The following is a 20,817-nucleotide window of genomic DNA, read 5'->3' as shown; positions in this document are numbered from 1 at the left end:
CTTGCTTTTGACAAGCCTTTCACTATTGATTGTAGAAATGGTATTTTTTAAAACAAAAACTTCCCAAAAAAGACAAAAGAACTATTTCCAAGACTTTTTCTCGTGGCTTTAGAATTATAAGCATACACATACCCCCCACCCATATCAAAAGACAAACTCCTATAAGTCCAAACCCTAAAACTGCTCATTAAAGAATATTCTTGGTAATCCCCAAAAGCCACCATCGCATCTAAACGCACCCTTTTAGTCTTAAGCCCTAAAAAAACATAGCCTGAAATGCTAGAGTTAGCAAAATAAATCGCTGGCACGCCGGGCGCGTTGATCCCACGGCCATAGAATTTAGTCCTGTCATTAAAAGTCCATAGATAGCCCTTATTGTTTCTTGCCGGAACGATATAAAAACCCGTTCCAAAATTAAAAATTTTGTATTTAAAAGTTTGATCGATCAAAAACAAGCCGGCATTTTTAGCGCTTGTAGCAGCGTCAGTGTTGCCGTATTGATACATGCCATGCACTAGAGTGCGCGAAGTGAAACCCTTAGCTAAAGAAGCGTCATACTCAAACTTACCCCCCACTTGCACTAAAACATTTTGAGTGGGCAAAGGCAAGCGGGTATCCGTTAAAATAAAAGGAACCACTTTAAGATTTTCATGCCTGTATTCTGCGCCTAAAACAAACACTTCCCCCCCCACATACAAGCGTTTAGACACAGGGTCATAAGACGCTAGAGTGTTTAGAGAAGTAGCGATCCGATTCCCTTGCTCTTTATTGATTTGATGCCCATTATAAAGCATGCTATCCATAAAAATCCCAAAATAACGCATGGAATTTTGCTTAAAAGCCACAGAGACCCCTTGAATATTGCCCCCTATCCAATCAAAATCCACAAAATCGGTATTGAAACGCCCTAAAGCTATTTTAAAACGCTGGTTAGTGTATTGAACATACGCATCTGAAACATCGCCAGCGCTCAAATAAGGTTTAACATTTTTAGAACTACCAAAAAAATTCCCTAGACTGATGTAAAGGTTAGCCAAACGCTGTTTGTTATAAATATTCCAAGCTCCAATCGCTCCAATGCCAAAGGACCACCCATTGCTATAAGAAAAATCCACCCCAAGGCGCGCTAAAGCTCCTACATAGCTGTGAGGGTTTTTTTGCACCCCTTGATTATACAATAGCCCCAGATAGCCAAAAGGTTTGATTGCGATTTCTAAAGCTTTCAAAGACAGACCATTTAAAAAAAGGATCCATAACGCTAAATAATAATATCTTTTCTTATTTTTCTTATATTGCATTAAAAACTCATCGTGGATTTAAACTCAATATTTTAGTTAAAATTCCTTTTAATTGCGCTGAAACGGGTTTAAAATCTCAATTACCTAAAAGCATTATCAATAAACTTGATTGACTAACACTAAAGATTTATGATAGTATTCTAATAAAACTATTTTAAAGGTGATCCATGAGCAAGAGTTTATACCAAACTTTAAATGTGAGCGAAAACGCCAGCCAAGATGAAATCAAAAAATCCTACCGCCGTTTAGCCAGACAATACCACCCAGATTTGAATAAAACCAAAGAAGCCGAAGAAAAATTCAAAGAAATCAACGCCGCTTATGAAATTTTAAGCGATGAAGAAAAACGCCGCCAATACGATCAGTTTGGCGATAACATGTTTGGTGGGCAAAATTTCAGCGATTTTGCCAGAAGCCGGGGTGCTAGTGAAGATCTAGACGATATTTTAAGCTCTATTTTTGGGAGAGGAGGTTTTTCACAAAGATTTTCTCAAAACTCGCAAGGCTTTTCTGGCTTTAATTTTTCCAATTTCGCCCCTGAAAATTTAGACATGAGCGCCACTTTAAATGTCTCTGTTTTAGACACCCTTTTAGGCAATAAAAAACAAGTGAGCATCAATAATGAGACTTTTAGCCTTAAAATCCCTATCGGCGTGGAAGAGGGCGAAAAAATCAGGATCCGCAACAAGGGGAAAATGGGGCGAACGGGTAGGGGCGATTTGCTCTTGCAAATCCATATTGAAGAAGATGAAATTTATAGGCGCGAGAAAGACGATATTATCCAAATCTTTGATTTACCCTTAAAAACGGCTCTTTTTGGAGGGAAAATTGAAATCGCTACTTGGCATAAAACCTTAACCCTAACCATTCCCCCTAACACAAAAGCGATGCAAAAATTCCGCATTAAAGACAAAGGGATCAAAAACAGAAAAACTTCGCATGTGGGGGATTTGTATTTGCAAGCTCGTTTGATTTTGCCTAAAACTGAAACGCTTTCTAATGAGTTAAAAGCGTTATTAGAAAAAGAATTGTAAGGAGGAATCGTGTGCGATTATGATGAACCGCTTTATTTGATCAGCGTTGTGGCTAAAATCTTAGGCGTGCACCCTCAAACCTTGCGCCAATACGAAAAAGAGGGTTTGATAGAGCCTAGCAGGACTGATGGGAAAATGCGCTTGTATTCCCAACGAGACATGGACAAAATCAAAACGATTTTACGCCTTACAAGGGATATGGGGGTTAATCTGGCGGGCGTGGATATTATTTTGCGCTTAAAAGAAAAGCTTGATGAATTAGACAACCTGAATAAAGAATTGCAAGACGCTCTGCAGAAACACTCCAAAAACAACAAAACCCCAACGAAAAATTTAAACACCCCTACTAATTTTTATGAATTGATTTTATTTAAAAAATGAGCCTGACTTCGCTTTTAAACCCAAAAAGCCTAGAAGATTTTTTAGGCCAAGAGCATCTAATAGGGAAAGACGCCCCCTTATTTAAAGCCCTACAATCCAAACACTTCCCCCATGCCTTTTTCTATGGCCCTCCTGGCGTGGGTAAAACAAGCCTGGCTCAAATCATCGCCTGCATGCTAGAGCGCCCCATTCTTTCATTTAATGCGACAGATTTCAAATTAGAGGATTTACGCCTTAAGCTTAAAAATTACCAAAACACTCTTTTAAAGCCCGTTGTTTTTATGGATGAAACCCACAGATTGAATAAAACCCAACAAGAATTTTTACTCCCCATTATGGAAAAAGATCACGCTCTGATCTTAGGGGCTAGCACGCAAGATCCTAATTACAGCCTAAGCCAAGCGATTCGCTCAAGAAGTTTTATTTTTGAATTAACCCCCCTAAACAAGAGCGATTTAGACAAGCTTTGCACTAAAGCTTTGACATTGCTCAAAAAACAAATAGAGCCTAATGCTAAAACCTATCTCTTAAACAACAGTGCTGGCGATGCCAGAGCGTTATTAAACCTTTTAGATTTGAGCGCTAAAATAGAATATCCTATCACTTTAAAAACGCTGCAATCTTTACGGCCTCATAGCTTGAATGACGGATCTTATAGCGGTGATACGCATTATAATCTTACTAGCGCTTTAATCAAGTCTTTAAGGGGGAGCGATGAAAACGCTTCCATCTACTATCTGGCGCGCTTGATTGCTGGCGGGGAAAACCCGGAATTTATCGCCAGAAGGCTAGTGGTTTTTGCGAGCGAAGATATTGGTAACGCTAACCCGAACGCCCTTAATTTAGCCGCTTCTTGCTTATCTTCAGTCAAACAAATCGGCTACCCTGAAGCGCGCATCATTTTAAGCCAATGCGTGATTTATCTGGCCTGTTCGCCCAAGTCTAACACGGTCTATAGAGCGATCAATCAGGCTTTGGATTGCGTTCAAAAAGGCTTGCTCTACCCTATTCCTAAACACCTACTGCCTAACGCTAAAGATTACCTTTACCCGCATGATTATAACGGCTATGTCAAACAAGATTATTTGGAAAAACCCCTAGATTTGGTTTCTTCTCAAGGCATAGGGTTTGAAAAAACCCTTTTAGAATGGCTTGATAAGATAAGAAATTGATCTTATAAGTTACATTAAAATGCGACAATGGTAATAAAAAAATCAATATTTTTTGATTAAATTAAAATAATAATGAGTTTTATATATGTTTCATCACATTATTATTGTATAATAATATTCTAGTTATAAAAATCATTTTACGGATAAGGAAAAGATTAGCATGAAAAGATTAGAAACTTTAGAATCTATTTTAGAGCGCTTGAGAATGTCTATCAAAAAAAACGGACTCAAAAATTCAAAACAGAGAGAAGAAGTGGTGAGCGTTTTGTATCGCAGCGGCACACACCTAAGCCCTGAAGAAATCACGCATTCTATCCGCCAAAAGGACAAAAACACCAGCATTTCTTCAGTCTATCGCATTTTGAATTTCTTAGAAAAAGAAAATTTTATCTGTGTTTTAGAGACTTCAAAAAGCGGTCGGCGCTATGAAATTGCGGCTAAAGAGCACCATGATCACATCATTTGTTTGCATTGCGGTAAGATCATTGAATTTGCCGACCCTGAAATTGAACACCGCCAGAATGAAGTCGTTAAAAAATATCAAGCCAAGTTGATTAGCCATGACATGAAAATGTTTGTGTGGTGTAAAGAATGCCAAGAGAGTGAGTATTAAAAGATTTTAAAGAAGAAGCTTAAATAGGGCTATCTTTAATGGTTTTAAGGACTTCATTCAAGTTAAAACGCTTGAGTTTTAGATTTTTGATTTCTTCATCGCTCAAGCGTTTCCAAGTAAAAGTCTTACCCACATACCCCCATTTATCATAGCTTGAAGTGAATTCTAAATCCCCGTTTGAATTTTGAGTGACTCTCACATAGTAGGTCTTGCCGTCATAAAAATTATACGCCTTACCGCCTTTATAAGATCGTTCTCCAACCTTAATCAAATCGCTTAAAAACACCACGCCTTTATCGCTGCGATCCCTTAGTTTTGGGTTAGGGTTAAACTTGTCTTTTCTGGCTTTAGAGCCATCCGCATCAGAAATACCATAGGCATAGAACTTCCCGTTATGCTCAAAAAACTCCACAAAAGAGCTTTTCATGTATAAAAATTCTTGAGTTTGATAAATTCCAGGCAACTCTACAGCCCCTAAAAAACAACAAAAAACTAATGTTATAACAAGACTCACTAATTTCATAATTTTAATTTGATCAATCCTTTAGGCGCTTTAACGACCGCTTTAAAAATCGGCTCTTCCCTATATTTTTCAAAAGACTCTCCATAAAACCTCAACGCATGCGCATCGTTTTCAAAAAAAATAGCTAGCATGCCCGCATGCAAACGCAAAAAAGAAGCTTCACTGACCGGCTCATAAACGATCAAGTCTCTTTTTTCATCGTAAGGGTTTTTAATGACAGCTTGATTGATACCAACCGCTTTAGCCCCCTCAACGCCTTTGACAATCAGCTGGAAATCCACATATTTTTTGTGGCTTTCAAAAAAGCCTTTCTCGCTTTCTTTGGCATGCTCTAAACAATAACTCTGCTCTATGCTAAACATGCCATGCCCTAAAGGCACTTGAAATTCTGTATTGGTAGCGAGATTTAAAACCCTTTGATGCGCTCCACTACCCTTTTGCATGACCTCTTTTAAATACTCGTGCAAAATTTCTAACGCTTGCGTTTTTTTAAACAAATGCCCAAACGAGCTTAATTCCCCAAAAATAGCCATATCCCTTTCCTTTTTATGATAAAAAATTTAATGTTTCAATTGCTCTAAGCGTTCTTTTTTAGTGCCAATATCCGTGATCTGAATGCCAAAATTCCCATCCACGATCACCACTTCGCCCTTAGCGATCACCTTGTCATCTACAAGAATTTCCAAAGGGTCATTCACCAATTGATCAAGCTCTACCACGCTCCCTATATCCATAGAGACCACATCTTTTAAAATCATCTTTTTTTGCCCGATGCGCACCTTAACATTCAATTTCACGTCTAAAAGCATGCTGATATTGCGGATTTCTATGTTTTCTAAAGACGCATCATGGGTTTTAACCTCTTCAGTAGCGCTCTCTGTCGTTTCTTCTTTTTCTTCTTTATGCGTTTTTTCAAATTGGCGTTCAAAAGCCGCCGTAGTCAATAAAATGATTTGGCTTTCTTTGAGTGCTTCCATTTTAAAAGAAAACACTACCGCTTTAGCGTAATCTTCTTTTTTAGGAAGCTCCTTAGCGATTTCAGCGTTTATAGTGGTGAAATTGAGTTTAGGGAGCAATTCTTGAGACTTCAAGCTTGTAGCGATCGCGCCAAAAATATTAGAAGCCATTTCTTTAAAAGCATCTAAATCGTCGTTATCCATTTCTTCCTTACTCGCTCCCTCACCTCCTAGCATCAAATCGCTTAAAGCGGTAACTAAAACTACCGGGGCCAGTAATTCAATAGAGCTCTCTTCTTTTTCAATCGCACTCATCTTGACTCTTGCATAAGGTGCCTTGATCAACCCCAAAAAAGATTCTTCACTATTAGAAACTTCTTTTTCTAACCCCACGCTTGGAGCCTTACCCACTAACCCTTCTAAAGTAGAGACAGCCTCTTGAATAAAAATTTTAATAAAATCTTGCATTTCTCACTCTTCTTCTATTTTCATAATATCGCCCACTTTGCCTCTGCGCTGTTCTTCTAGCATTTCTAGAATTTCTTTAGTGCGTTCTTTTTCGCTATAAACCACTTCTTTAATTTGAATGGTTTTCCTATACCCTTGAAACCCCACGCTCGCTAAATAACGCTTTTTTTTATGCACATACACACTCACTTCATCATTAGCGATCTTATTCAACCGGATAGTATCCCCCACATCTAAATCCAACATTTCTTTCAAACTCAATTCCACCGCGCCCAAAAACACCATCATATCCACGCTCACACCGCTCAATAACGCTTGCAATTCCTTATTACGGCTCTTTTTGGAATTCGTTTCTGAAAGCATCAAATCCCTACTCCCCATTTTAGAAAGAATGCTCTCAATTGAAATCACCGGGTAACAAATATTCATCATCCCACGACTATGCCCGATAATAATCTCTAAAACCACCATGATAGAAATTTCATTTTGAGCGACTATTTGGACCACATTCGCACTGGATTCTTTAGCGTCAATGGTAGGAAACATCTCCACCACGGGCGACCACACTTCCTTTAAAATTTGCATCACTTGGCGTAAAATCGTATCCAATAAATTCAATTCAATATCGCTAAACTCCCTGTTTTGATCATACGCACTCCCCTTGCCCCCTAATAGTCTGTCAATCATAGGGAAAGCGATGCTAGGATTGATTTCTAAAACCCCTGTTCCTCCCATAGGCTTCATGGAAAAGACATTAAAACTCGTAGGGCTAGGCAAACTCATCAAAAATTCGCCATAAGTCATTTGATCCACGCTATGGAGCTGAATTTCCACAATAGAACGCATGATAGAAGAGACTTGACTGGAAAGATTCCTAGCCATTTTGTCATGGATGCTCCTAAAAGAGCGCAGTTGCTCCTTACTCACACGATTAGGGCGTTTGAAATCATAGAGAGTTACGCTGCGCTGCGGGATAATATCTTTTTTTTGGACATTTTGAATATCCACATTCTCATCAACGACTTCTAAAAGCGCATCAATTTCTTCTTGGCTTAAAATATCAGCCATGATCCACTCCTAAGGATTTACGCACCTTTTTAATCACTTCTTTAATAATTTGAGAAATGCGCGATTCAGTAATGCCTAAAATCTCTTTAATCTCGTTCAAATTCAACTCTTCAAAGTAATAAAGCTGGATAAGGATTTGCTCTCTTTCGCTCATTTGATTCAATACTTTTTGGACATGCTCTAACAACTCTTCGGCTTCAATCTTTTTAATGATTTCGTCTTGCTCAATCGCATTAAATTGTTCGTCTATTGGCACTAACGCATAAATATCTGAAGCCGTTTTGGCTTCTCTGATTTTTTCAATATTTTCGCCTAAAGCTTCCGCTAAATACGCATCGCTAGGCTCTTTCCCATGCTCATTAAGGTGTTTGGTGACCTCAGCATCAATGCTTTTAATCAGCTTTCTGTTGGAGCGAGAAATCACATCTAAAGAGCGCAAATAATCCAACATCGCCCCATTGACACGAGTTTTAGCATACCCCCAAAAAGAGTCATTTAACGCACTCTCATAACGCCTGGCTAATTTAATCAATTCTTCAGTGCCAATAGAAACCAGATCGTTAAAATCAATAGAGCTGGGCAAGCGCTCTTTTAAACGAAACGCCATAGCACGCACGGCCGGTAAATACTGGATAGCGAGCGCGTCTTGATGGTGGTGTTGTTGCTTATCATAGGCGTTCAAAACCTTTTCTATACTTTTTTCGCTTGTTTCAGTTTTTTGAATTTCTTTGGGCATTCTATTTTCCATCATCAAAATCATAATTTCTAATGTAATTTAAAATACTAGCCACTTCTTTTTCTCTGTTCTTAAATTCATGGTTGAAACGAAGCAAGCTCTCTTCAGTGCCTTTTTTGTCAAAAAGACAAATATCTAAATCCGTGCAAGCGATAAAAACAGACGCGAACAACAACGCAATCAAGTATCCCCCAAGCGTGGATAACACCGTCCATAATAAAATGCTCTCTGGCTCATTGAATTTCAACACCGAAAACACTAACCCCAAAAAAAACCCTACCACAACAGAAAAATGGATAAAATTTTGTACTTTCATGAGCCTACCTCAAATATGTCAAAAGCCTTTTAAAAAAGCTTTTCAAACCTTCTTTTGGTATTTCTAAAGCGCCGGTTTCTAATTTAGAAACTAAAAGACCCGCTATCTGATCAATGGATTGCGAAAACAAATCATTAGGGGCTATTTTTCTCAGAATTTTGCGCTCTCTCACATAGCGTTTCAATAAGGAGCTGTTTTCAATCGCTCCTAAGTAATGCAATTCTAGTGAAGCGATATTGTTTTTAGCCACTTTAAACAGCCTTTCATAAGTCGCCCTGCCCTCTTTAGGTTGGGCTACCATGTTAGCAATAAGAAACAATTCGTCTTTATTTTTGGAGTTGATTTTAATGCATGCATACGCATCTGTAATGGCTGAGGGATCTGGTGTGGTTACAATCACCACGCAATCGCTCGCATTCAAAAACGCTTGCGTAGTGGCTCCAATCCCAGCACCTGTATCAATCACAATATAATCCAAAGAGCTTAAAACCCCCTCTTCATCCACGAATTGATCTAAAGCTTCTGCGCCGCTAATGTATTTTAAAATTTCTTCACCACTATCCCCAGGAATGAGACAAAGCCCGGGTTCAATCTCGCAAACGATTTCTTGTAATTTGGCTTCACCTTTTAAGGCATGCAAGATGTTTTTATGGGTTTTTACCCCAAAAATAACATCTAAATTCGCTAAACCAATATCCGCATCAAACACCCCTACCTTATAACCTTTCTTGTATAAAGAATAAGCTAAATTAGCGCTAATATTGGATTTCCCCACGCCTCCCTTACCGCTTGTGATAGCGATGAATTTGGTATTCCCTTTATTGTCAAAAAAACTTTTGGGGTTTTTAATATTTATCAAATTATCTAAGCGACTCGCTTGATTGTTCATGCTTGTTCCTTATTAGGGTTACTAAAGCCATCTAGCATGCAATCCACTAAATATTCATTAGTAGCCACTTTCAAATCCATAGGCACTTCTTGCCCAATAGAAAGATAGCTGATAGGCTTTTGGCTTTCATGCACTAAAGAAAACAAATTCCCTAACCCTCTACTCTCATCTAATTTCGTAAAGATTAAAGTGTCAATCCCTAACACCCCAAAAGAATCATAAATGTCTTTCATGTCTTCATACTTAGTGGTGACCGAAAGCACTAAGGACACATCAATATTATAACCCCCATCTATAAATTCCTTCAACCCGGCAATTTTTTCTTTATCGTATTGCGAATGCCCTGTCGTATCCACTAAAATAAAATCGCAGTATTCCAAAGCTTCAATTTCTTTAGCAAAATCTTTAGCGTCAATCACCGCTTCTATACTCATTTTCATTTTATTAGCATACCAACTTAATTGCTCCAAAGCCCCAATGCGGTAATTGTCTAAAGTGATAATGCCCACCTTGTATTTTTTAGCTAGCATCCTAGAATAGCGTGCGGCTAATTTAGCTAAAGTAGTCGTTTTCCCCACGCCTGTTGGCCCTACAAGCATTAAGATGCGTTTTTGCCTTAAATTCAAATCTTCAGGGCGGCACAAGATCATTTTGCGCAATACTTCTCTAAAATAACGCTTGATGGTTACGGAATTTTCCCGCATGCGTAAAGGCATCAATTCCAGGCTCAATTGCATGATTTCATCTAAATGGCTGGATTTCATCCCGCTTTGTTTGGCTAGTTTGTAAATTTCTGCAAATTCTTGAGGGATATTGATAGAATTGGGGTTTTTCTCATCCCAAAACATGTTTTGAATGAGTTTCAGGCTGTCTCTGATTTTGCTTAATTGCAGATTAATGTCTTTAATTTCTTCTTCTTGTTTAACTTCTCTTTTTTCTCTTTCTTTTTTATGGTTGGCTTCATCTTTTAAAGCTTGCAATAAAGCGTCTTGCTTATTAACCTCTAAAGGTGGTGCATTCTCGAACGGAGCGTCTTTTTCTAAAAGGGTCTTATTTTTTGAAAAACTATAGTTGCGCTGACTGGATGAAACCCCGGCGAGTTTGCGCATTTCTTCTACCGTGCTTGAAAGCTGCATGACCACATCTTCTTCATTCAATTCTTCATTATACAAACTTTCTGGAATAAGGGGGGCTTTAGGGGGTTTGTTTTCGCTTTCTTCTTCAACCGCCACAACGATTTCATAAAGCCCAGAAGAAGTGAGCGTTTTTTTACGGATTTCTTGGGTTTTAAACACCAGCGTATCCACCCCATGGTGGCTTTGAGCGATCTTTAAAGCTTCAGCGGCCGTCTCCCCACTATAGGTATAGAATTTCACCACTCCCCTTTTTTAAAAAGAATTTGTTGCAAAGCCAACGGCACTAACACCGAATCCCTTTCGCTCCATTTAGGATGAGGTAAAGTCAAATCATTCTGTCTTAAAATGACTTGGTTGAAAGCGATAATATCAATATCTAAAGTTCTTGGAGCGTCTTTAAAATCGCGCTTCCTTTGGCGCCCAAAACGCCTTTCTATATAAAAAACCAGAGCAAAAAAATGGTGCAAACTTAAAGATGTTTTAAGGATAATCGTAGCGTTATAAAAGTCAGGTTGATTGGTGTAACCAAAAGGCGGATTGATATAAACAGGCGAAGAAAAAATTTTCCCGATTTTACTATGATTTTTAAAAGATAAAAAACAATTTTTTAATATTTTTAAAGGATTTTTAAGATTAGATCCCAGCCCTAAAACCACCCTGTTAGAAAAATCAAGCCTTTTTTTAAAAAGGCTAGGGAAAAAGCGGCTAGTAAGGATCTCTCGCATCACAAAAGCTCAGCCCTAGAATTTTTGATCACCACTAAATCCTCAATGCGCACCCCAAAAAATCCAGGGATATAGATCCCAGGCTCTACAGAAAACACCATGCCCTCTTCTAAAATGGTTTCACTGCGCGATGAAATATAAGGAAGCTCATGAATGTCTAAGCCAATGCCATGCCCGGTGCTGTGAGTGAAATATTGCCCATAACCATAATCGCTAATCACTCCCCTAGCCAAGCTGTCCGCTTCTTTACCGGTCATGCCCGCTCTAATGCCTGAAATAGCCTTTTCTTGTGCTTCTTTCACAATGTCATAAATCTTTTGACGCTCTTTATCCTTGAAACTCTGCTCTCTTGTGAAGACAAAATCTTTAGGGTCAAAAAAAGCCGTGCGAGTCCTGTCAGAGCAATAACGTTCGTATTTGATCCCCATATCCAAAAGAATGCTATGCTCCGCTTTTAAAAAATCCTTCGCGCTAGGCAAAGCATGGGGCTTGCTCGCATTCGCATTCAAGGCTAAAATAGGCTCAAAACTCAGATCATAAACCCCCTCTCTAGTCAAAAAGTCCTTAACCTTATGCTGCAAATACCGCTCGCTCAATGATTCTTTTTCATCAAAAATCTTTTTCACATACTCAGCAAAATTTTTAAAAGCTTCAACATTCAACGCTTGAGATTTTTTGAGAAGTTGGATCTCATACTCGTTTTTAATGATGCGTTTTTGGCGGTGGTAACTAGGCACGCTCTCTAAAGTAACCCTATCCCCAACCGCTGCATTTAAACGCTTATAGGTTTGTAAATTCACTTGATTGGCGTCAAAAAAGAGCTTTTTAACTGAACTTTTTGCAATCAAACCAATCGCACTTTGCACTAAATCGCTAGATTCTACCACTTCCGCTAAAACGCCATTTTTAGGATGAATGCTTTCTTTAGCTTCTTGAGTGTAGCGAGAATCAGTGATAAAAAACGAGCGATCCTCTAATTGCAAAAACAAAGCGTTATCGCAACTATAAGTGCACTCAAAAAACATCGCATTTTCATCAAGCGTGAAATGCGACTCTCTCTCTAATTCTCTCATCAATAACCCCCTTTTTATTTTTGATTGTTGATAGGGTTATTAGGGCTGTTTTGTTGGGCTTCTTGGAACGCTTTCATTTCGGCTAAAATATTGACCATCGCCATTAAAGCCATGTTGTAACCAAGCGGGCCAAATCCCATAATCACGCCTCCACAAGCCGCTCCAGTGTAAGAATTTTTCCTGAATTCTTCTCTAGCCTGAATGTTAGTGAGATGCACTTCAATAACGGGTTTGCCCGCTAGCATGATCGCATCCGCAATCGCGATAGAAGTGTGCGAAAACGCTCCAGGGTTAATGATAATCCCTTCATAATCGCTGCCCACGCTCTCTTGGATTTTATCAATGATTTCGCCCTCAAAATTGGTTTGAAAAAACTCTAATTCCACATCTAAATTGCCTTGCTTCACGAAAGTTTGCATGATTTCATGGATTTGGTCTAAGGTTACCATGCCATAAAGTCTTGGATCTCTGTGTCCTAACATGTTTAAATTAGGCCCTTGAATCACTAAAATTTTCATTATTTATTTCTCCTTGTTTAATATGGAATGAGACCGCATTATAGCATAAGTTTTTATCTTACCCCTTAAATCCAAAGAGACTAGGCTTTAGAATCCTTTTTTAAACAAACAGCCATCATGACCATTCCTGCAAAAAAACTTCCCGTAATGAAGAAATCAAAGGGGTCAAACCCGATGCCAAAAACAAGATAAAAGGTCAGTGTAGTTAATATAAAAAACGATATTAAAGAGTTTTGCTTTATCCCGCTCCAAAAAATCTTTACAATGACTAACAACCAAAAAAGCCAAATCAAAAAGCCTATGATCCCCCTAGTGGCTAGAATGTGAATGATTTGATTGTCGTATCTTTCATAACAAAGAATCAAGTCTTTTGCCCTATAAGACTGCGACAGAGATAAAATCTCTTCTAACCTCTGGCATTTCTCGCTAGCGGCCATACCAAAAAAGGGCCTTAAACGCAAAACCGTTAGGGCTTCTTTCCAACGCTCCAAACGCCACCCGATACTGCTATCAGCGTCCTTTTTAGCGTAGCGTTTCAAATCTTCTTCAAAGCTTTGATTTTGAACCCTAGATTGCTCTATTGCCCCCTTTTTTTCTAAAGCGTTACTCCCCATATACAAAGCGCTCAAAATAAGACTCACAACCACCATATAACCCAATGGTTTGAGCGATTTTTTGGCGTATAAAATAAAGCAAGAAAGGATTAAAAAAGTAATAACAAAAGCGATTGTTGCACTCCTTGTAGCGCTTAAAATAACGACTAAAAACCCCACAAAAACAGAAAGAGTGAAAAAAAGTTTCTCTTTTTGATTGCACGAATAAAGCGCATAAATATAACAGCCCAAAATGGACACGCTCACTAAAACCACATACTCCTTAACCGTGCTAAACCCTTGCGCTCTAGGCATGTTAAAATAAATTTTTTGCACTAGTGAAAGCAAGCCGTTGATGCAATTTGCAACAGCCATGCTGTAAAAAAGGATTTTTTGATTCAATTTGATTCTTAAACAACTGGCAAAAAGCAAGCATAACGCCCCGCAAGCATAAGTTAAGGACATGTTTAGAGCGAACAAATTGTAGCGGAAAGTTTGGCTATCATACATGGTAAACATGTTGGGGAAAATGCTTAAAAACACGCCCAAAAAAGCTAGAGTAAGCCATTTGAAAGGCATTATTTTTAGATGATGGATTCTAAAGGTTTCTTTCAAAGACGCTTGAAAATAACACCTAAGAAACAAAAAAACCATTAAAACAATCAACAAGACTTGAGTTAAAGGTTTTTTAAATGAAGTGAGAAAGAAAAGGGCAAAAATTAAAGTGAAAACAGAGTCCGCACTAAAAAAGACCTTCAAACGCTCTTTCAACACAAACTCGCCATACCCTAAAACCGATAAAAATTATCTGTCTTTAATGCCTAACTTTTCAATCAAAACCACATAACGCGTATGATCGGTGCGTTTGATGTATTTCAACAAGTTGCGTCTTTGAGCGACTAATTTTAAAAGCCCTAAACGGCTGGAATGATCTTTGGGGTTAGCCTTTAAATGCTCGGTTAAAAGCTTGATCCTTTCATTCAACAACGCCACTTGCACCTCACAAGAACCCGTATCGTTCTCTTTAGTAGCAAACGCCTTAATGATTTCTTGTTTTTTCTCCAGATTCAAAGCCATAACGACCTCCTAATTGGTATTTAATAAAGATCGCATTATAGCGTAAAATAAGCTTTTTTGTGTCATACTCTTAAACTTTATATTATAATAAGCCTAAAAAGACAAACCACCTACCAAATTAAGGCATTGATTTTAGATTATGGCAAACGAACGCTCCAAATTAGCTTTTAAAAAAACTTTCCCTGTCTTTAAACGCTTCTTGCAATCCAAAGACTTAGCCCTTGTGGTCTTTGTGATAGCTATTTTAACGATCATTATCGTGCCGTTACCGCCTTTTGTGTTGGATTTTTTACTCACGATTTCTATCGCGCTATCGGTGTTGATTATTTTAATTGGGCTTTATATTGACAAGCCTACTGATTTTAGCGCTTTCCCCACTTTATTGCTCATTGTAACCTTATACCGCTTGGCTTTAAATGTCGCCACGACTAGAATGATTTTAACGCAAGGCTATAAAGGGCCTAGCGCGGTGAGCGACATTATCACGGCGTTTGGGGAATTTAGCGTGAGCGGGAATTATGTGATTGGGGCTATTATCTTTAGTATTTTAGTGCTGGTGAATTTATTGGTGGTTACTAATGGCTCTACTAGGGTTACTGAAGTGAGAGCGCGATTTGCCCTAGACGCTATGCCAGGAAAACAAATGGCGATTGATGCGGATTTAAATTCAGGGCTTATTGATGATAAGGAAGCTAAAAAACGGCGCGCCGCTCTAAGCCAAGAAGCGGATTTTTATGGTGCGATGGATGGCGCATCTAAATTTGTCAAAGGCGATGCGATCGCTTCTATTATCATCACGCTTATCAATATCATTGGAGGGTTTTTAGTGGGCGTGTTTCAAAGGGATATGAGCTTGAGCTTTAGTGCTAGCACTTTCACTATCTTAACCATTGGCGATGGGCTTGTAGGGCAAATCCCTGCCTTAATCATTGCGACAGCGACCGGTATTGTCGCCACTCGCACCACGCAAAACGAAGAAGAGGACTTTGCTTCTAAACTCATCACACAGCTCACCAATAAAAGCAAAACTTTAGTGATTGTGGGAGCGATTTTATTGCTTTTTGCAACCATTCCTGGACTCCCTACCTTTTCTTTAGCGTTTGTAGGGACTCTCTTTTTATTCATCGCATGGCTGATTAGTAGGGAGGGAAAAGACGGGCTGCTCACTAAATTAGAAAATTATTTGAGTCAAAAATTCGGCTTGGACTTGAGCGAAAAACCCCACAGCTCCAAAATCAAACCCCATACCCAAACCACAAGGGCTAAAACCCAAGAAGAGCTTAAAAGAGAAGAAGAACAAGCGATTGATGAAGTGTTAAAAATTGAATTTTTGGAATTGGCTTTAGGCTACCAACTCATTAGTCTTGCGGACATGAAACAAGGGGGCGATTTGTTAGAAAGGATTAGAGGGATTAGAAAAAAGATAGCGAGCGATTATGGTTTTTTGATGCCTCAAATCCGGATCAGGGATAATTTGCAGCTCCCCCCAACGCATTATGAAATCAAGCTTAAAGGCATTGTGATTGGTGAGGGCATGGTAATGCCAGATAAATTTTTAGCCATGAATACCGGTTTTGTGAATAAAGAAATTGAAGGCATTCCCACTAAAGAGCCAGCTTTTGGAATGGACGCTTTATGGATTGAAACTAGAAATAAAGAAGAAGCCATTATTCAAGGCTATACCATTATTGATCCAAGCACCGTTATTGCGACGCACACCAGCGAATTAGTGAAAAAGTACGCTGAAGATTTTATCACTAAAGATGAAGTGAAATCCCTTTTAGAGCGCTTGGCTAAAGACTATCCTACGATTGTAGAAGAGAGTAAAAAAATCCCCACCGGTGCGATCCGATCAGTCTTGCAAGCCTTGTTGCATGAAAAAATCCCCATTAAAGACATGCTCACTATTTTAGAAACGATTACCGATATTGCCCCATTGGTTCAAAATGATGTGAATATCTTAACCGAACAAGTGAGGGCGAGGCTTTCTAGGGTGATCACTAACGCTTTTAAATCTGAAGATGGGCGTTTGAAATTTTTAACCTTTTCTACCGATAGCGAACAATTTTTGCTTAATAAATTGCGAGAAAATGGCACTTCTAAGAGCTTGCTACTCAATGTGGGCGAATTGCAAAAACTCATTGAAGTGGTCTCTGAAGAGGCTATGAAAGTCTTGCAAAAAGGGATCGCTCCGGTGATTTTGATCGTAGAGCCTAATTTAAGAAAAGCCCTTTCTAACCAAATGGAGCAGGCCAGGATTGATGTGGTCGTGCTAAGCCATGCTGAATTAGATCCTAACTCTAATTTTGAAGCCTTAGGCACGATCCATATTAACTTTTAATGGATAAATATATTGATAAAAAAGGAGGATGATGCAAGTTTATCACCTTTCACACATTGATTTAGACGGCTATGCATGCCAGCTTGTTTCAAAACAATTTTTTGAAAATATCCAATGCTATAACGCTAATTACGGACGGGAAGTCTCAGCGAGAATTTATGAGATTTTAAACGCGATCGCTCAATCCAAAGAGAGTCAATTCCTTATTTTGATTAGCGATTTGAATTTGAATTTAAACGAAGCGCAGTATTTGCAGGATAAGATCCAAGAACACCGCTTGCAAAATAAAAACATTCAAATCCAGCTTTTAGATCACCATATCAGCGGTAAGGAAGTGGCTGAGAGTTTCCATTGGTATTGTTTAGACACGAACCGCTGTGCGACTAAAATCGTGTATGAGTTTTTGAAAAAACATTACGCTATTTTAGAGCCAAAAAACACAACATGGCTAGAGCCTTTAGTGGAAATGGTCAATTCTGTGGATATTTGGAACACGCAAGGTTATGGCTTTGAATTAGGTAAGGTGTGTATGCGCATGATTAACCAAAGCTCTGAATTGAATCGTTTCATGTTTGATGATGAAAACCGCGATTATAAATTAAAGCTTTTAGAAGAAGTTAAAAACTATTTGTTTTTAGAAAATGCCCCTGTAGCCTATGATAATGATTTGTTCAAACTTAAAAAAATCGCTCTGGGGGGCGACCCTGATACAGAAACGATGGACAATATCTCTTCAAATGTGCAAACGCATTTGCTCTCTTTAAAAAAACATGATTGCAGCGTTTATTACCAGGATAAAAAAGGGTTTTTAAGTTATTCTATGGGGGGCATTAGCGTGTTAGCTAACCTTTTTTTAACGCAAAATCCGGATTTTGATTTTTATATGGATGTGAACGCTAAAGGGAATGTGAGCTTAAGAGCGAATGGGAATTGTGATGTGTGCGAACTCAGTCAAATGTGTTTTAATGGAGGCGGGCATAGGAATGCGAGTGGAGGCAAGATTGATGGCTTTAGAGAAAGCTTTAATTATAGGGATATTAAAGAACAAATTGAAGAAATCTTTAATAACGCTTAAAAATAAGCTGTTTGCAAAAAGCTAACCAAAACTAAAAAGAATTTAAAAACTCTTTTTAGAAGGTTTAAAAATTTTCATTCTATCATTTTATGGCAAAAACTCGTTTTTTAAGGGAATAAGGAGTATTTTAAAATAATTCTCCCCCTAAAACAAACCCCCTAACCCCCAAAAGACCGCTTAAAAATTCATCGCTTGATTAAAAAATCACGCTCTTTTAATGATTTGATTGTAAAGAATGCTTTTAGCATTTTTTAAATTCTATGGTCAATATTTGATAGAGCCAGAGTTTGCATTTTTGTGTTTTAACGGGTATTTAGATCCACGAATTTATACGAATCTATTTTAGTGTTTTTTAACCAAAATACCCTACTAATCGCAGATAAAATGACTATGCCCCCTATCTGAACACCAACATGATAGGAGTGCCTCTACTATCGTTATAAAAATATTTGATTTTATCCACTCCACACCCTCATTCTAATCTATTTTTTAGCAAAAACCACGGGATTTATTCTTCACACACCGGTTTTGGGTAACAAAAACGATAGCCTCTGCGCCTTACGGTTTCAACCGTGGAAATCCCCAAGGGTTTATCCATTTTTTGGCGGATTTGATTGATAGCCACTTCAATGACATTAGGGGTAACCATTTCAGGCTCTTCCCAAATAGCGTCTAAAAGCTGTTCTTTGGAGACGATTTGATCCCTATGTCTGGCAAGATGGGTAAGCACTTCAAAAGGCTTCCCTTTAACCTCAACTTCACGCCCCTTGTAAATAATCTTTTCTTCATCAGGGCTAATGGTCAAATCCCCAATTTCAATCACATTAGAGCCCCAAAACCTCAAACGAGCCTCAATCCTTGCGACTAAAGCCTTAATGCTGCGATAAGGCTTAGCGATATAATCGTCCGCACCTTGCTCAAACGCTTGGACTTCTTCCTCGCTTGTAGGGTTATCAGAAGAAACTAAAACAACAATGGAAGAATGCTTTTCCTTGATTCTAGAAATAAAACTTAAAGCATTTTTATCGCTAACCATAACTAAGTCATAATTCCTAATATCCATAAGGTATTCCCCATCCTCTAAACTCTCCGTTACATCAGCCATAAAGCCTTTAACATTTAAGCCCTTTTCAATTTCTCCACCCAAAACAGAATTTTTTTCAATCAGTAGAACACGCATGGTTTTGACTCCCGCATTTAAGAGTAATTCAGACACTGATTATATCATAATTTTAAATTAGTTTAAGAAAATATTAATAAAAGTTATCGCTTGATCAAAATCAAGCCCTTGATTATTGGTTGTAAAAAATGCCTTTGAGCGTTTTTTATGGATAATTTTTAAAATCATTTGCTAAAAACTACCATTTTATTGTATAATTACAAATCCAACCATTCCTTATGGTTTGGTTGGCATCGCTAAGATTGAAGGGTCACCTCCCCCTCCTTTCCCTTTGTCTTGGCGGTTGTTTTTTAAATCTTAAATCCTTGTTTAATCCTTATTTTTAACCGCTTGATTACGATTTAATCCATAGCTTGCTATTCTTAATATGTTTAAAATTTTTAGTTCAAGATTGATTTTTAGGTAAAAGCCTAAGGTATGCGATCTCGCTAGGGGCTAAAAACCTTAAAGGAACACCCCAATACCCTGCCCCACTGCTCACATAAATTTGAGTGGTGTCGCTGTGCTTGTATAAACCATATAAATAAGTTTGCGCTAACTTGACTAAAAGGCTAAAGGGAAAGATTTGCCCTGCATGGGTATGCCCTGAAAGCACTAAATCTACAAAGTGGCTTTCTTTGACGCTTCTAATTTGTTTGGGCTGGTGGGCTAAAAGGATCGTGGGCTTACTCTCATTGCGCTTTTTTAAAGCTTTATCAATATCAGGGGCAAAATTTTGATGCTTTCGTGCGAAATAATCATACACGCCGCACAAATTGATCCCCCCTAAATGCACGCACTCATTCCCTAAAATCGTTAAATTAAGCGTGTCAAGAAACGATAAAATCGGCTCTATGCCATGATAATACTCATGATTTCCTGGCACATAAAAAGTGCCATGCGTGCTTTTAAGGTTGTTTAAGGGCAGTAAAAAAGATTTGACTTTTTCAATGTTTTCATCCACTAAATCCCCCCCAATCAGCACCATATCCACTTCTTTTTGATTGACTTCTTCTACAATGTAATCAACAAAATCTTTTTGCAACAAACTACCCACATGCATGTCTGTGAGTAAAATAATCTTTAATTCTTTATCCAGCTTATCCAAATAAATAGGGGTTTCTTTGATTTTAGGGCGGGCTAATCCTTCATAAAACCCGCGCCAAAAATACCCTAATAACGCCAGATAAAACCCCAATTTTAAAAAGTTTTTTAAACTTTTACGCCTTGAATGCAAAAAACCTATTTTTTCTATAGAGTAGGAAAACCCGTAAAAACTTAAAGAAAAAATAAACACAATAAAAGATACAAACGAACACGCCGAAGTCAAAACAAACCAATGGCTAGGCATGGTATTTCTATAAAAAGCAAAAGCCGCCTCGCCCACACTCAAAAGGATAAAAAACCCTAAATAAGTGTATTGAGAGACTTTCTTTAAGGTTAAAAACGATTTTAACATCCTAAAAGAACTATAATTCAAAAGGCACAAAACCAATAAAAACGCTATGGAGATCAGCATATCACCCTTTTATTATCATAAAGTGTTCCGTCATTCTAGCATATTAACGCTAATATCCCCTTTAGGGCTAATATCCTTATTTAACGCCTTATCGTTCTCAATTTAATGGCTTTTATAATCCAAATTATTCTTATAACTAGCGCTATT

General features: G+C 38.2%; 22 protein-coding genes. 6 read left to right on the top strand and 16 right to left on the bottom strand.

Annotated features, from left to right (window positions below; genetic code table 11):
* Nucleotides 1-47 precede the first annotated feature (47 nt).
* Entirely contained in the window at nucleotides 48-1,298 is a 1,251-nt protein-coding gene (locus AA974_RS01890) for a hypothetical protein (RefSeq protein WP_064433185.1), read from the bottom strand.
* Between the two features lie 167 nt (nucleotides 1,299-1,465).
* On the opposite strand from AA974_RS01890, the gene AA974_RS01885 reads away from it, so the two are divergent.
* The 4 genes from AA974_RS01885 (at nucleotide 1,466) to fur (ending at nucleotide 4,498) form a co-directional block, all read left to right on the top strand.
* Nucleotides 1,466-2,332 carry a DnaJ C-terminal domain-containing protein gene (locus AA974_RS01885; protein WP_064433184.1) on the top strand — a complete coding sequence of 289 codons (867 nt, stop codon included), beginning with the start codon at nucleotides 1,466-1,468 and terminating at the stop codon, nucleotides 2,330-2,332.
* A gap of 9 nt (nucleotides 2,333-2,341) precedes the next feature.
* A complete protein-coding gene (locus tag AA974_RS01880) occupies nucleotides 2,342-2,713 on the top strand; it encodes a heat shock protein transcriptional repressor HspR (protein WP_000332997.1) in 372 nt (123 codons plus the stop codon).
* The gene (locus tag AA974_RS01875; protein WP_064433183.1) at nucleotides 2,710-3,885 is read left to right on the top strand and encodes a replication-associated recombination protein A; all 1,176 of its coding nucleotides are present in this window, start codon (nucleotides 2,710-2,712) and stop codon (nucleotides 3,883-3,885) included. The genes AA974_RS01880 and AA974_RS01875 overlap by 4 nt, the downstream gene beginning before the upstream one ends.
* Before the next feature lie 160 nt (nucleotides 3,886-4,045).
* Complete coding sequence (fur, locus tag AA974_RS01870) at nucleotides 4,046-4,498, top strand: ferric iron uptake transcriptional regulator (protein WP_021177510.1); 453 nt, start codon at nucleotides 4,046-4,048, stop codon at nucleotides 4,496-4,498.
* 19 nt (nucleotides 4,499-4,517) lie between these two features.
* On the opposite strand, the gene AA974_RS01865 is transcribed toward fur, so the two are convergent.
* The 13 genes from AA974_RS01865 to rpsO form a co-directional block, all read right to left on the bottom strand.
* Nucleotides 4,518-5,021 carry a DUF2147 domain-containing protein gene (locus AA974_RS01865; RefSeq protein ID WP_064433182.1) on the bottom strand — a complete coding sequence of 168 codons (504 nt, stop codon included), beginning with the start codon at nucleotides 5,019-5,021 and terminating at the stop codon, nucleotides 4,518-4,520.
* Nucleotides 5,018-5,554, bottom strand: coding sequence for a NanQ anomerase/TabA/YiaL family protein (locus tag AA974_RS01860; protein WP_064433181.1), 537 nt, complete (start codon nucleotides 5,552-5,554; stop codon nucleotides 5,018-5,020). Before AA974_RS01860 ends, AA974_RS01865 begins: the two co-directional genes overlap by 4 nt.
* A gap of 27 nt (nucleotides 5,555-5,581) precedes the next feature.
* Nucleotides 5,582-6,445, bottom strand: a complete 864-nt coding sequence (gene fliY, locus AA974_RS01855; protein WP_064433180.1) for a flagellar motor switch protein FliY — start codon at nucleotides 6,443-6,445, stop codon at nucleotides 5,582-5,584.
* 3 nt (nucleotides 6,446-6,448) lie between these two features.
* A complete protein-coding gene (gene fliM, locus AA974_RS01850; protein ID WP_000763582.1) occupies nucleotides 6,449-7,513 on the bottom strand; it encodes a flagellar motor switch protein FliM in 1,065 nt (354 codons plus the stop codon).
* Complete coding sequence (locus AA974_RS01845) at nucleotides 7,506-8,273, bottom strand: RNA polymerase sigma factor FliA (protein ID WP_064433179.1); 768 nt, start codon at nucleotides 8,271-8,273, stop codon at nucleotides 7,506-7,508. The genes fliM and AA974_RS01845 overlap by 8 nt, the downstream gene beginning before the upstream one ends.
* Nucleotides 8,251-8,565, bottom strand: coding sequence for a hypothetical protein (locus tag AA974_RS01840; protein WP_064433178.1), 315 nt, complete (start codon nucleotides 8,563-8,565; stop codon nucleotides 8,251-8,253). The genes AA974_RS01845 and AA974_RS01840 overlap by 23 nt, the downstream gene beginning before the upstream one ends.
* Nucleotides 8,566-8,569: 4 nt before the next feature.
* Nucleotides 8,570-9,454, bottom strand: coding sequence for a flagellum site-determining protein YlxH (gene ylxH, locus AA974_RS01835; protein ID WP_064433177.1), 885 nt, complete (start codon nucleotides 9,452-9,454; stop codon nucleotides 8,570-8,572).
* Entirely contained in the window at nucleotides 9,451-10,830 is a 1,380-nt protein-coding gene (gene flhF, locus AA974_RS01830; protein ID WP_064433176.1) for a flagellar biosynthesis protein FlhF, read from the bottom strand. Before flhF ends, ylxH begins: the two co-directional genes overlap by 4 nt.
* Nucleotides 10,827-11,315: a 2-amino-4-hydroxy-6-hydroxymethyldihydropteridine diphosphokinase gene (folK, locus tag AA974_RS01825; RefSeq protein WP_064433175.1), complete on the bottom strand. Its 489-nt coding sequence runs from the start codon at nucleotides 11,313-11,315 to the stop codon at nucleotides 10,827-10,829. The genes flhF and folK overlap by 4 nt, the downstream gene beginning before the upstream one ends.
* The gene (locus AA974_RS01820; protein WP_064433174.1) at nucleotides 11,315-12,388 is read right to left on the bottom strand and encodes an aminopeptidase; all 1,074 of its coding nucleotides are present in this window, start codon (nucleotides 12,386-12,388) and stop codon (nucleotides 11,315-11,317) included. The genes folK and AA974_RS01820 overlap by 1 nt, the downstream gene beginning before the upstream one ends.
* Nucleotides 12,389-12,402: 14 nt before the next feature.
* Entirely contained in the window at nucleotides 12,403-12,906 is a 504-nt protein-coding gene (aroQ, locus tag AA974_RS01815; RefSeq protein ID WP_064433173.1) for a type II 3-dehydroquinate dehydratase, read from the bottom strand.
* A gap of 80 nt (nucleotides 12,907-12,986) precedes the next feature.
* Nucleotides 12,987-14,273, bottom strand: a complete 1,287-nt coding sequence (locus tag AA974_RS01810) for an O-antigen ligase family protein (RefSeq protein WP_064433172.1) — start codon at nucleotides 14,271-14,273, stop codon at nucleotides 12,987-12,989.
* A gap of 30 nt (nucleotides 14,274-14,303) precedes the next feature.
* Nucleotides 14,304-14,576, bottom strand: a complete 273-nt coding sequence (gene rpsO, locus AA974_RS01805) for a 30S ribosomal protein S15 (RefSeq protein WP_001207119.1) — start codon at nucleotides 14,574-14,576, stop codon at nucleotides 14,304-14,306.
* A gap of 139 nt (nucleotides 14,577-14,715) precedes the next feature.
* Here rpsO and flhA point away from each other — a divergent pair, with 139 nt between their 5' ends.
* Together flhA and AA974_RS01795 are read left to right on the top strand one after the other, a co-directional pair.
* Entirely contained in the window at nucleotides 14,716-16,917 is a 2,202-nt protein-coding gene (flhA, locus tag AA974_RS01800) for a flagellar biosynthesis protein FlhA (protein WP_064433171.1), read from the top strand.
* A 31-nt stretch (nucleotides 16,918-16,948) separates the two neighbouring features.
* Nucleotides 16,949-17,992: a 3',5'-cyclic-nucleotide phosphodiesterase gene (locus AA974_RS01795; protein WP_064433170.1), complete on the top strand. Its 1,044-nt coding sequence runs from the start codon at nucleotides 16,949-16,951 to the stop codon at nucleotides 17,990-17,992.
* A gap of 508 nt (nucleotides 17,993-18,500) precedes the next feature.
* Here AA974_RS01795 and hsrA read toward each other — a convergent pair.
* Together hsrA and AA974_RS01785 are read right to left on the bottom strand one after the other, a co-directional pair.
* Complete coding sequence (gene hsrA, locus AA974_RS01790; protein ID WP_064434045.1) at nucleotides 18,501-19,172, bottom strand: response regulator-like transcription factor HsrA; 672 nt, start codon at nucleotides 19,170-19,172, stop codon at nucleotides 18,501-18,503.
* Between the two features lie 385 nt (nucleotides 19,173-19,557).
* Nucleotides 19,558-20,670, bottom strand: a complete 1,113-nt coding sequence (locus tag AA974_RS01785) for a metallophosphoesterase (protein ID WP_064433169.1) — start codon at nucleotides 20,668-20,670, stop codon at nucleotides 19,558-19,560.
* Nucleotides 20,671-20,817: the final 147 nt, after the last annotated feature.

The organism is Helicobacter pylori (genome assembly GCF_001653475.1).
GTDB classification, from domain to species: Bacteria; Campylobacterota; Campylobacteria; order Campylobacterales; family Helicobacteraceae; genus Helicobacter; species Helicobacter pylori_CM.
Note: the sequence above shows the minus strand (reverse complement) of the source record. Positions and strands in the feature narration are given on the sequence as shown.

Excerpts from the sequence above, each read along its gene's own strand:
- AA974_RS01890 (WP_064433185.1), bottom strand. The coding sequence starts at position 1,298 with ATGCAATATAAGAAAAATAAGAAAAGATATTATTATTTAGCGTTATGG.
- AA974_RS01885 (WP_064433184.1), top strand. The coding sequence starts at position 1,466 with ATGAGCAAGAGTTTATACCAAACTTTAAATGTGAGCGAAAACGCCAGC.
- AA974_RS01875 (WP_064433183.1), top strand. The coding sequence starts at position 2,710 with ATGAGCCTGACTTCGCTTTTAAACCCAAAAAGCCTAGAAGATTTTTTA.
- fur (WP_021177510.1), top strand. The coding sequence starts at position 4,046 with ATGAAAAGATTAGAAACTTTAGAATCTATTTTAGAGCGCTTGAGAATG.
- AA974_RS01865 (WP_064433182.1), bottom strand. The coding sequence starts at position 5,021 with ATGAAATTAGTGAGTCTTGTTATAACATTAGTTTTTTGTTGTTTTTTA.
- AA974_RS01860 (WP_064433181.1), bottom strand. The coding sequence starts at position 5,554 with ATGGCTATTTTTGGGGAATTAAGCTCGTTTGGGCATTTGTTTAAAAAA.
- fliY (WP_064433180.1), bottom strand. The coding sequence starts at position 6,445 with ATGCAAGATTTTATTAAAATTTTTATTCAAGAGGCTGTCTCTACTTTA.
- fliM (WP_000763582.1), bottom strand. The coding sequence starts at position 7,513 with ATGGCTGATATTTTAAGCCAAGAAGAAATTGATGCGCTTTTAGAAGTC.
- AA974_RS01845 (WP_064433179.1), bottom strand. The coding sequence starts at position 8,273 with ATGATTTTGATGATGGAAAATAGAATGCCCAAAGAAATTCAAAAAACT.
- AA974_RS01840 (WP_064433178.1), bottom strand. The coding sequence starts at position 8,565 with ATGAAAGTACAAAATTTTATCCATTTTTCTGTTGTGGTAGGGTTTTTT.
- ylxH (WP_064433177.1), bottom strand. The coding sequence starts at position 9,454 with ATGAACAATCAAGCGAGTCGCTTAGATAATTTGATAAATATTAAAAAC.
- folK (WP_064433175.1), bottom strand. The coding sequence starts at position 11,315 with ATGCGAGAGATCCTTACTAGCCGCTTTTTCCCTAGCCTTTTTAAAAAA.
- AA974_RS01820 (WP_064433174.1), bottom strand. The coding sequence starts at position 12,388 with ATGAGAGAATTAGAGAGAGAGTCGCATTTCACGCTTGATGAAAATGCG.
- aroQ (WP_064433173.1), bottom strand. The coding sequence starts at position 12,906 with ATGAAAATTTTAGTGATTCAAGGGCCTAATTTAAACATGTTAGGACAC.
- rpsO (WP_001207119.1), bottom strand. The coding sequence starts at position 14,576 with ATGGCTTTGAATCTGGAGAAAAAACAAGAAATCATTAAGGCGTTTGCT.
- flhA (WP_064433171.1), top strand. The coding sequence starts at position 14,716 with ATGGCAAACGAACGCTCCAAATTAGCTTTTAAAAAAACTTTCCCTGTC.
- AA974_RS01795 (WP_064433170.1), top strand. The coding sequence starts at position 16,949 with ATGCAAGTTTATCACCTTTCACACATTGATTTAGACGGCTATGCATGC.
- hsrA (WP_064434045.1), bottom strand. The coding sequence starts at position 19,172 with ATGCGTGTTCTACTGATTGAAAAAAATTCTGTTTTGGGTGGAGAAATT.
- AA974_RS01785 (WP_064433169.1), bottom strand. The coding sequence starts at position 20,670 with ATGCTGATCTCCATAGCGTTTTTATTGGTTTTGTGCCTTTTGAATTAT.